Origin of the sequence: Pusillimonas sp. NJUB218 (genome assembly GCF_003788685.1) — a bacterium.
In the GTDB taxonomy this organism is placed as follows: Bacteria; Pseudomonadota; Gammaproteobacteria; order Burkholderiales; family Burkholderiaceae_B; genus Neopusillimonas.
On the sequence record NZ_NQMK01000007.1, the window covers coordinates 196,172 to 206,871 of the forward strand.

11 protein-coding genes and 1 rRNA gene are annotated in these 10,700 nt (G+C 56.6%); 3 read left to right on the forward strand and 9 right to left on the reverse strand.

The features are described 5' to 3' along the window. Positions 1 to 92 precede the first annotated feature (92 nt). Complete coding sequence (gene rimO / locus CHR62_RS10790) at positions 93 to 1,409, forward strand: 30S ribosomal protein S12 methylthiotransferase RimO (RefSeq protein ID WP_123660935.1); 1,317 nt, start codon at positions 93 to 95, stop codon at positions 1,407 to 1,409. Here the strand turns inward: rimO and fmt are convergent. Continuing rightward, positions 1,391 to 2,341: a methionyl-tRNA formyltransferase gene (gene fmt / locus CHR62_RS10795; RefSeq protein ID WP_123660936.1), complete on the reverse strand. Its 951-nt coding sequence runs from the start codon at positions 2,339 to 2,341 to the stop codon at positions 1,391 to 1,393. The genes rimO and fmt overlap by 19 nt on opposite strands. Before the next feature lie 6 nt (positions 2,342 to 2,347). Next, complete coding sequence (gene def, locus CHR62_RS10800) at positions 2,348 to 2,860, reverse strand: peptide deformylase (protein WP_093969538.1); 513 nt, start codon at positions 2,858 to 2,860, stop codon at positions 2,348 to 2,350. Positions 2,861 to 2,981: 121 nt separating this feature from the next. Here def and dprA point away from each other — a divergent pair, with 121 nt between their 5' ends. Both dprA and CHR62_RS10810 read left to right on the forward strand, forming a co-directional pair. Next, positions 2,982 to 4,160: a DNA-processing protein DprA gene (dprA, locus tag CHR62_RS10805; protein WP_123660937.1), complete on the forward strand. Its 1,179-nt coding sequence runs from the start codon at positions 2,982 to 2,984 to the stop codon at positions 4,158 to 4,160. A 28-nt stretch (positions 4,161 to 4,188) separates the two neighbouring features. Further along, a complete protein-coding gene (locus CHR62_RS10810) occupies positions 4,189 to 4,659 on the forward strand; it encodes a hypothetical protein (protein ID WP_093969540.1) in 471 nt (156 codons plus the stop codon). 33 nt (positions 4,660 to 4,692) lie between these two features. On the opposite strand, the gene CHR62_RS10815 is transcribed toward CHR62_RS10810, so the two are convergent. The 7 genes from CHR62_RS10815 to rrf all read right to left on the reverse strand — a co-directional run bounded on the left by CHR62_RS10815 (position 4,693) and on the right by rrf (position 10,687). After that, positions 4,693 to 5,709, reverse strand: coding sequence for an amino acid ABC transporter substrate-binding protein (locus CHR62_RS10815; RefSeq protein WP_123660938.1), 1,017 nt, complete (start codon positions 5,707 to 5,709; stop codon positions 4,693 to 4,695). A 20-nt stretch (positions 5,710 to 5,729) separates the two neighbouring features. Then, positions 5,730 to 6,431, reverse strand: coding sequence for a YggS family pyridoxal phosphate-dependent enzyme (locus tag CHR62_RS10820; protein WP_123660939.1), 702 nt, complete (start codon positions 6,429 to 6,431; stop codon positions 5,730 to 5,732). 43 nt (positions 6,432 to 6,474) lie between these two features. After that, the gene (locus tag CHR62_RS10825) at positions 6,475 to 7,773 is read right to left on the reverse strand and encodes a sulfate adenylyltransferase subunit 1 (RefSeq protein WP_123660940.1); all 1,299 of its coding nucleotides are present in this window, start codon (positions 7,771 to 7,773) and stop codon (positions 6,475 to 6,477) included. Then, positions 7,773 to 8,681 carry a sulfate adenylyltransferase subunit CysD gene (gene cysD / locus CHR62_RS10830; RefSeq protein WP_123660941.1) on the reverse strand — a complete coding sequence of 303 codons (909 nt, stop codon included), beginning with the start codon at positions 8,679 to 8,681 and terminating at the stop codon, positions 7,773 to 7,775. Before cysD ends, CHR62_RS10825 begins: the two co-directional genes overlap by 1 nt. Beyond that, positions 8,678 to 9,454, reverse strand: coding sequence for a phosphoadenylyl-sulfate reductase (locus CHR62_RS10835; protein WP_233574962.1), 777 nt, complete (start codon positions 9,452 to 9,454; stop codon positions 8,678 to 8,680). Before CHR62_RS10835 ends, cysD begins: the two co-directional genes overlap by 4 nt. An 89-nt stretch (positions 9,455 to 9,543) precedes the next feature. Further along, positions 9,544 to 10,482, reverse strand: coding sequence for a pseudouridine synthase (locus CHR62_RS10840; protein WP_123660942.1), 939 nt, complete (start codon positions 10,480 to 10,482; stop codon positions 9,544 to 9,546). Between the two features lie 92 nt (positions 10,483 to 10,574). Continuing rightward, positions 10,575 to 10,687: ribosomal RNA gene (rrf, locus tag CHR62_RS10845) — 5S ribosomal RNA — on the reverse strand. Positions 10,688 to 10,700 lie beyond the last annotated feature (13 nt).

Sequence of the window (10,700 nt, forward strand, 5' to 3'; positions counted from 1 at the left end):
ATTAATTTAGCCGCACGCCGTCGCTGTGCGCGACGGCACAACGCAGTAAAATTCTTTTTTCTTTCAAGCCTTAAGGCTCAAGAGGTTAACGCATGAGTTCCCCAAAAGTTGGTTTTGTCAGTCTGGGATGCCCCAAAGCGCTGGTCGACTCCGAACGTATTCTGACCCAGTTGCGCACCGAGGGTTATGCCATTACACCCGACTACGACAACGCCGACGTTGTGGTCGTTAATACCTGTGGCTTTATCGACAGCGCCAAAGCCGAATCCCTCGACGCCATTGGCGAAGCCATTGCCGAAAACGGCCGGGTGATTGTGACCGGTTGCATGGGGGTCGACGAGTCGGTCATCCGCAATGTACACCCCTCTGTTCTGGCGGTTACCGGCCCCCAACAATACGAACAGGTGGTACGCGCCGTTCACGAAGCCGCCCCGCCAAACCTGCAGCACGACCCCTACACCGATCTGGTCCCGCCCCAAGGGGTCAAGCTTACCCCCCGGCACTACGCGTATCTGAAGATATCGGAAGGCTGTAACCACCGCTGCAGCTTCTGTATTATTCCGTCGCTGCGCGGCGACCTGGTCAGCCGCCCCATCGGCGACGTCATGAGCGAGGCCGAACGGCTGGTCAACGCCGGGGTGAAAGAGCTGCTGGTTATTTCGCAAGATACCAGCGCCTACGGGGCCGACATCAAGTTCCGTAGTGGCTTCTGGAATGGCCGCCCCATCAAAACACACATGACGCAGCTGTCCGAGGCACTGTCAGAGTTCGGGGTCTGGACCCGACTTCACTATGTCTACCCCTATCCCCATGTCGATCAGGTGATCCCATTAATGGCCGAAGGCAAAATCCTGCCTTATCTCGACATCCCGTTCCAGCATGCCAGCCCTCGCGTCCTCAAACTCATGAAACGCCCGGCATTCGAAGACAAAACCCTGGCACGCATCAAACAGTGGCGCGAAACCTGCCCCGACCTGACACTACGCTCGACATTCATTGTGGGTTTCCCCGGCGAAACCGACGACGATTTCGAGTACCTGCTCGATTGGATGTCCGAGGCACAACTTGATCGCGTCGGTTGCTTTCAGTACTCGCCCGTCGACGGCGCAAAAGCCAACGAGCTGCCCGATCCAGTTCCCGACGAGGTCAAACAAGAACGTTGGGAACGCTTTATGGCTCACCAGCAAGCCATTTCGGCGGCGCGCCTGGCCCAAAAGGTCGGCCGGGAAATCGACGTGCTGATTGACGAGATTGACGAAGATGGCCCTATTGGCCGATCGAGCGCCGATGCGCCCGAAATTGATGGCAATGTCTTTGTAACGACCGACCGCCCCCTGAAGCCGGGCGACCTTGTACGAGTGAAAGTCACCGACTCTGACGAATACGACCTCTACGGCGAAACGATCTGAGGCGAACCCCGCAAGAAAGCGCCGATATCCTGGCGCTTTCCGCCCGGCTTTTGCACCTGCAAAATGCGCAATACGCCATCGCTAGTGGCCACATCAAGACCTGCCTCGGAAGCGGCCACGATGGCGCCAGGTTCTAGTGCCTTTGCGGCCGGCACGGCTTGAGCGGCCCAAACCTTAATAGGCGCCTCCCAACCCGGGAGCTGCAAGGTTGCCCCCGGAACAGGGTCGAATGCTCGTACACGACGCGCCAAAACGACGGCAGGTTGCGCCAGATCTAGTGCGGCCTCGGCCTTGTTAAGTTTGGCGGCATAACACACACCCGCCTCGGGCTGCGGCACCGGTGCCAGTGACTGTTGCGACAGCGCGTGCAAAGCCTCGACAATACATTGACCACCCAATTCGGCCAAGGCATCGTGCAGTTGTGCTGCCGTGTGTGTTGCGCTAATGGGTATGGACTTCACCAGCAGCATATCGCCGGTATCCAGGCCTTCGTCCATTTGCATGATGGTAATGCCGGTTTCGGCGTCACCTGCCTCGATGGCCCGCTGAATTGGGGCTGCGCCGCGCCAACGCGGCAACAAGCTGGCGTGGATATTCAAGCAACCCGCCGAGGGCAGGGTCAAGGTCCAAAGCGGCAAAATCAGCCCATAAGCCGCAACCACCATGACATCGGGCCGGGCCTCGATCAGGGCCGCCTTGGCCGCCTGGGCATCTTCCGGATACTTGCCGTCGAGCCGAAGGCTACGCGGTTGCTGAACAGGAATACCAGCCTGCAATGCCGCCTGCTTGACCGGGCTTGGTGTGAGCTTTAGCCCCCGGCCCGAAGGGCGATCGGGCTGTGTCAGCACCAAGGGTACCTCGTGCCCGGCAGCAAGAATGGCATCAAGAGCGATGCGGGCGAATTCGGGGGTGCCGGCAAAAACAACACGCATTGCCGGTTATACCTTATCGAGTTCGCGTTCTTGCTTGCGCAATTTGGTTTTGATGCGGTTCAGTTTCAGCGACGAGAGGTATTCGACGAAAACCTTACCTTCCAGATGGTCGAGCTCGTGTTGCACACAAACCGCCAGCAGGCCGTCGGCATCGAACTCGTAGGTCTCGCCCTTTTCGTTCAGGGCACGCACTCGGATATGTGCCGCGCGTTCGACCCGGTCGTAAATACCCGGCACAGAGAGACACCCCTCTTCGTAAACCTGGCGCTCGTCGCTTTTTTCGATGATTTCGGGGTTAATGAGAACCCGCAAATCGTTACCTTCTTCAGAGACGTCGATGACAACGACGCGCTCGTGAACGTCGACCTGTGTTGCGGCAAGCCCCACTCCGGGCGCGTCATACATGGTTTCGGCCATGTCGCGTACCAACTGGCGGATACGATCGTCGACCGTCTCGACCGGTTTGGCCACCTTGTGCAGGCGCGGATCTGGATAACGAAGGATGGGAAGCAAAGCCATGGCGTAATCAGTTTAAAAGGTGGTCTTCCATTATACCAACCGCCTTCCGGTCACGGCCGGCAGATGTTTATGTCGCGCACCATTTCACGCCGCCTGTAACTCTGTGGCAAACTGCTGCGCTATGCCTGCATCTCTTGATCACGACGAATTGGCTGCCTGGGTGCGCCTGACGCTTGAGCCCGGTCTGGGGCCCGCACAGGCCCGCCATCTGCTGGCGGCCATCGGGCTGCCGCAAGCTATTTTTACGCAATCTGTGGCGCAACTCATGAAGTTTCTGCCTCAAAATCTGGCCCTGCAGCTTGCGCAAGCCCCATCAGCAGACATTGCCCAGGCCATTGCGCAAACGCAGCGCTGGCTCGAACACCCCAGCCACCATCTGTTAACGCTAGCCGACCCCGACTACCCCGCCAGTTTGCTCGAAATCCACGACCCGCCGCTGGTGCTGTACGTCAATGGGCAGCTTAGCACCCTAAACCGCCCCAGCATTGCGATTGTGGGCGCACGCAGCGCCACCCCCGGCGGCCTTGAAAACGCCAGCGCATTTGCCCGCCATCTGGCCGAACGCGGCTGGTGTGTTGTCAGTGGCCTGGCATCGGGCATCGACACGGCCGCCCACCAGGGGGCTCTGGACGCCGGCCCAAACGGCGGCGGCACGTTAGCCGTCATGGGAACAGGCATCGATATCATCTACCCTGCACGCAACCGCGACCTGGCCCACAAAATCGTCGAATACGGTACGTTGATCTCTGAGTTTCCCATGGGTCAACGCGCCATGCCTTACCAGTTTCCAAGACGCAACCGGATTGTCGCGGGCTTGAGCCGGGGGGTGCTGGTGGTAGAAGCCGCCGTGCAAAGCGGCTCGCTGATTACGGCGCGCCAGGCCGGCGACATGGGCCGCGAAATATTCGCCATTCCCGGCTCCATTCACTCACCGTTGTCCAAAGGCTGTCATCAACTCATCAGGCAAGGGGCAAAGCTGGTGGAGTCAGGACAAGATATTCTGGAAGAAATTTCGGGTGTTTTGCCGGGCCTGGGTAAGCCTTTACACGTTGTCGGTGCATTGCCCAAAACACGCGGCGCTTTGCAGGCATCGGGCGCTGCCGGTCATGACACACCCGACCCCATATTGCACGCCATGGGCTTTGACCCCATTGATGTCGATACACTCTTGCAGCGTACCGGGTTAGACATTGCCCTGCTGAATAGCCGCTTAACCCTGCTTGAACTTGATAGCCGGGTAGCCCGACTGCCCGACGGCCGCCTGCAAAGAGTCGCAGGCACAACAGGCCCCACCCATTAACTTTTTAACGCGAACCACTGAATACTCTATGCTGCGCAGCCAACGTCCCTCTGCTGAAGAACACGCCGAACTCATGCAAAAGCTGGGTCCGCTACCCATCGAAGGAGCGTCATGGCCTCGTTGGATAAAAATCGCGGCATGGATCATGCTTGGCCTCATCGCCTTCCAGTTTATTATCACCGCCACCGGGCCCAATGGGCAGAACGTCAATCCATACGTGGCCGCCAGTCTGGTCGCTTGCTACGTGGCGCTGATTGTTGTGGCGCGCTACATGACCACATCGGTCACCCGCATTACGGCCGAAGGCATCCAGCAAAGCTGGCTTAGCCAACGCCTGATCACTTGGGATGACATCCAGTTCACCAAATTTATCCCGCTGATTTCCTCAAAAAAACTGATTTGCTTTGTCAGCAAGGGGCGGCCGGTAGTTTTCCAGGGCGGCACGCGCGAGCTGCAAACCGCTTTTGCACAAATCTCGTTGGTTTACCGCCGGCGTTAAAGCGGCTTGGTGCCGTTTTGGATCCGGGCGCGACTACCGTATAGGCAAGGGGTACATCAACCCGCCCTTGTTCCACAATGCATTCAGCCCTCGATCAATTTTCAGGGGGCTACCCTGCCCGACATTGCGCTCAAAGCTTTCGGCGTAATTGCCCACCTGTTTGATGATTTGATAAGCCCAGCGCGCATCAAGCCCGAGATTTTTACCGGCATTACCCGAAACCCCAAGAAGCCGCTGTACGGCAGGCGTTGACTGCTGAGCATGAGCGTCTACATTGCTTGAATCAACGCCCAGCTCTTCGGCCAGAAGCATAGCCGTCAGCGACCATTTCACAATATTCAGCCAGGCATCGTCCCCTTGCCGGACAAACGGCCCCAACGGTTCTTTAGAAATGAGTTCGGGCAAAACGATGTAATCGTCGGGGTTACCTAAACGTGAAGCCCGAATGGCGGCCAACCCCGACGCATCGGTTGAGAACACATCGCAACGACCCGCCGCAAAGGCACCGACGGCTTCATTAAACTGCTCAATAACCACCGGCTTATAACGAATATTATTGGCACGCGCCCAATCGGCCAGTGTGTTTTCATTAGATGTCCCTGTTTGCAGGCAGATAGTCGCGCCATCGAGCTCTTTAGCGCTTTTTACACCCAGCGACTTTAAAATCAGGAAGCCCTGACCATCATAAAAATTGATGCCGGCATGAATCACCCCCAGTGCTGTGTCGCGCTGTTGCGTTACCGAGGTGTTGCGAGCCAGCACATCAATTTCGCCCGACTGCAGTGCCGTAAAACGCTGCTGGGAGTTAAGCGGTACTGCTTTGTATTTCTCGGCGTCGCCCAATACAGCTGCTGCGACTGCGCGACACAAGTCTATGTCGAGGCCTCGCCAATGCCCTTTGTCGTCAGGGGCGGAAAACCCCGCAAAGCCAGTGGTAACCCCGCACTGCAAGTAACCCCGTTGCTTGACGACATCAAGCGTCTGCGCCTGTACTGCAGCACTGGCTAAACCCAACCCTAAACCGGCCAGCCAACATTTCCAGAATTTCATACTGTTTTTCCTGTGTGGATTCAATGCTGTGCATAGTCGCGCACGCCAAAAAGGGCCGACCCGATACGGATATCAGTCGCACCCTCTTCAATGGCCCACTCGAAATCGCCCGTCATACCCATCGACAATCGCTTCACGTCATGATGCCCAATCGCCTGTGCCTCGTCACGCAATTGGCGCAAGCGGCGAAAGCACCCACGTACGGCGTGCTCGTCGTCAGAATTGATGGCCAACGTCATTAGCCCTTTGACCCGAAGCGTGGGGAAGCCCTTAAGGGCATCAAGAAAGTCGGGCAGGTCGACGGGCTCGAGCCCGAACTTGGACGGTTCCGGCGAGGTTTTAACCTGGACCAGCACGTCGATACTGCGCCCTTCGTCTTGCAGCCGACGATGCAACACTTCGGCTAAAGCCAGACGATCTAGCGATTGAACTTCGTGTACCCAACGCGCCGCGTCTTTTGCCTTGTTAGTTTGCAAATGGCCTATAAGCACCCAACGCAGATCAAGGTCGGACAATTGCGGCAGCTTGTCGCGAAGCTCTTGCAAACGGCTTTCGCCAAAAGCGTTCAAACCCAGCGCGGCAGCTTCACGAACAGCATTGGCATCGAACGTTTTGCTGACCGCCAACAAATGAACGTCGGCAACGTCCCGACCGACGCGCTCACAGGCCTGGGCCATGCGCAGGCGAATCGCATCGAGCCGCTGCTTCATTGAATCAGACATATCGAAACCCGGTGACATCAGAGGGTTTCGATTGTAGTGCAAGCTATTGGATCATCCCGGCTGCGGCAGTTTGATGGGTGGCAGCATCGATGAGGATGAAAGCCCCCGTACCCGGCAAATCACGATATCGGTCTAGCACTAGCGCATCTCGAGCCGTCAACGTCACTTTGCCAATATCATTCATCTGCAGGGCATGCTGCTCGACTTGGGCCTGGCCAAGGGTATGAATATCACGCCGCGAATGAACGGCCTTCAACTTGACTTGCGTCAGACGCGTCCCGAGTTTGAGCCAGTAGGTACGCGCCTGACTGAGCGGCTGCTGATCGAGCCAGCACAGCTCGGCATCAAACGTCTTGTCGACATGCACCGGGTGCTGCCCCGTCACAAAGACATCGCCCCGCGATACGTCGATGTCCTGATCCAATTCGACCACAACGCTGTCACCCGCCACGGCATGCTCCACGGGCTCCCCGCCGCGGTACAGTCGGGAAATATGAGCCGTAGCCCCCGATGGCAATACCTTGACCTGTGTGCCAACGGACAATTGGCCGCTGGACACCTGCCCGGCATAGCCCCGAAAATCGTTGATCGAGCTGCCCCCATGACGAATCACCCATTGCACGTAAAGTCGAGTCGCGCTATCGGCGACAGGCGCGTCAAGCGGCAATTGCTCAAGCAAGCTCAACAACGGTGGCCCGTCGTACCACGGGGTAAATGCCGACGCTTTGACGACGTTATCACCCTTTAATGCCGACACCGGCAGGATATGAAATTTGGCGATGCCTAATTGGGTGGCAAGTGCGGCATATGAGTCTCGAATGCGCTCAAAGACCGCCTGATCCCAACCCGTCAGATCCATTTTATTGACAGCAACAACGATATGCTTGATACCCAGCAACGCTGCCAACGCGCTGTGGCGCTTGGTTTGCACCAACAACTCACCATCTTGAACACGAGTGGCGTCAATCAGGATAATAGCGGCCTGCGCGGTTGAGGCACCGGTAACCATATTGCGTGTGTACTGCTCGTGACCAGGCGCATCAGCAACAATAAATTTTCGTGCTGGCGTTGCAAAGTAACGGTAGGCCACATCAATCGTAATCCCCTGCTCACGCTCGGCCTCAAGGCCATCTGTCAGCAAAGACAGATCCAACTCATTGGCCTCGGTTCGTTTGTACTTTGACCGCGCAATGGCATCCAGCTGGTCGGCAAATACGCCCTTGCTATCAAACAGCAAGCGCCCAATCAGGGTCGACTTGCCGTCATCTACAGAGCCTGCCGTAATGAAGCGCAGCACACTGGTCTCGGTTTGCGTAAAAGGTTGTTCAACCAATGCATTCATCAGAAATACCCCTGTTTCTTTCTTTGTTCCATCGACGCCTCAGACGTTTGATCGTCCATACGAGTTGCGCCGCGTTCGGTGATCGTCGTCAATGCCGTCTCGGCAATAATCGCTTCGGGTGTGGCCGCGTCTGACGCCACCGGGCAAGTGCACGAAATATCGCCCACCGTACGAAAGCGCACACGCACTGTTTCCGGCGTCTCGCCGTCGCGAGGCGGCGTGAGCGGGGTTAAGGGCACCAGCAAACCATTGCGCTTGATGACACTGCGATCATGCGCGTAATAAATGGGCGGCAATGCGAGCTTTTCACGCGCGATGTATTGCCAGACATCCAATTCCGTCCAGTTCGAGATGGGGAACACCCGCATGTTTTCCCCTTTGGCAACTCGGGTGTTGTACAAATTCCAGAGCTCTGGACGCTGTGCTTTAGGATCCCATTGACCAAAGGCATCCCTGAACGAGAACACCCGCTCTTTTGCACGGGCTTTCTCTTCGTCTCGGCGAGCCCCACCGATGCAAGCATCAAAGCCGAATTCCTCGATGGCCTCAAGCAATGTGGTCGCCTGAGCAGCATTGCGCGAATCGGTCTCCGATCGCAAGACGACGCTCCCGCGGCGGATTGATTCTTCGACAGAGCGGACAATCAAGGTTTCGCCAAGTTCTGCAGCGCGCTGGTCCCGAAACTGGATGACTTCGTCAAAATTATGACCTGTGTCGATATGCATGAGAGGGAAAGGAAACTTGCCGGGCCGAAATGCCTTCTCGGCCAAACGCAACAAGACCACAGAGTCTTTCCCGCCCGAGAACAGCAACACCGGCCGCTCACACTCGGCCGCCACCTCGCGCATGATGAAGATGGCTTCTGATTCAAGCCAGTCAAGATGGGTACGATCTGCGGGGTGACTCATAAAACTTCCTTTTTGCTAATGCTTGTGCTTGTCGCAACGTAATTCAAATTGTGTTCGTGCAGGCCGCATTCTTTCGAATCGCTGTTCTCCCACCACCAACGCCCAGCCCTGACATCCTCTCCTGGCTTAATGGCTCTTGTACAAGGCTCGCAGCCAATCGATGGATAGCCTTGATCGTGCAATGCGTTGTACGGAATATTCAAGGCGCGAATAACCGTCCAGATCGCGTCGTCAGACCAGGCGGCAACCGGGTTGTACTTTTCAAGCCCAAACGTCGTGTCATGCTCTTGCTCAGGCAGTTGCGTCCGAGTAATCGACTGATCACGTGTCTGGCCGGTGAGCCAGGCCGAACGACCTTTCAACATGGCCTTTAATGGGTCAACCTTACGCAAGTTGCAGCAAGCCTTACGCAAGGCCACTGACTCGTAAAACGGAAACAAGCCATGCGTTGCCGTAAACTCCTGCACGGCATGAGCCTCCGGGCGGCAAACGGTAATGTGGATATTCAAACGGCGACGCGTCTCGTCAAGCAACGCCAGTGTCTCTTTATGTAGACGGCCCGTATCAAGGGTAAATATTTGTATGGGCAGCGCGGACTGTGCGATGACGTAGGTCAGCACCATGTCGGACGGCGCCAACGAGGTTGCAAACACGGCATCAGGGTGACGCTCGGCAATCAGCGCAAGGCTGGCCTGAAGCTCGCGCCACTGCGCCTGCAGCTCTGTGGGTATGGCCGCATGGGCCAAGGGAAGCGATTCGATCGTCGTCGACACAAAAAACACCTGTTGGGTAAGAACAGGGTTAGTGTGCCCGCGTGTGGCATCGAACGGAACTACGAAATCGTTAAGTGCATATAACCAGGCTAGCTGGCCATTGCCAGCACCCTGTTGCTGGAGAACGTGCGTGTCTTGCCTGTGTACGGGTCGCAGAAAGATACTTCTCGGGCAAGCAGCTGTAATGGCCTGGAGAAATCATCAAACATCGATGAGGGCTGCAATTCGGGATAGAACAGGTCATTACAAATAGGAATGCCCAAACTACTCATATGAACACGCAACTGGTGTTTGCGGCCCGTGTGCGGCGTCAGCCGATATAGCCCATAGGTGTCCACTGGCCGAATCAATTCGATAAGCGTGCTGCTGTTGGGTAAGCCCTCGACTTCCTGCATGGTGAAGTGCGTCGATTTGGCGTCTAGCCGTGTCTCACGACGTAGCGGCAACGTTAACAAGGGGTCCAGCGGAGCGACGGCCTCATACACTTTTGTGACGTCACGGCTTTGAAACAAGCTTTGGTAGGCGCCACGGCAGGAGGGGTCGATAGTAAACATCATCACACCCGCGGTTTCACGGTCAAGCCGGTGTACTGGACTAAGGTCAGGCAAGCCCAACTGTTGACGCAGTCGGGTCAGGGCGGTTTCTTTTAAATATCGACCACCGGGAATGCTTGCCAGAAAATGAGGCTTATCTATGACAAGGAGTTGAGCGTCTCGATACAAAATATCGATCTCAAAAGGCACTTGGGGCTCGTCAGGGACTTCGCGGTAGTACCAGAGCCACTGATGTGGCGCGTAAGGCGTCTGGGGCGTGATGGGTACCCCTTCGGCGTCGACGATTTCGCCACGCACAAGACGTTCGTGAATGACGGAGGCTGCGGTAAACCTGAAACGCTGGACAAGGAAGTCGAAAATGGTAGCCCAATCGCCCTGAGGCAGATGCACCCGGCTGGGCGCAATACCGTCGCGCACCGGCAACGGTGCGACCACACTAACCACAGAGCGAGATCCGGCTCGATTCAACGACATAGTGGCATATTACTGGGGAATCGCGTTTCGCGAATGTAGCGCACAAAGAAAAACGCCCCGCAAAGTTATTTGCGGGGCGTTTTAGAATAAAAGCCTGACGATGACCTACTTTCACAGACGTTAATCAACTATCATCGGCGCAGAGGTGTTTCACGGTCCTGTTCGGGATGGGAAGGGGTGGGACCACCTCGCTATGGTCGTCAAGCGTAACTTGTTGC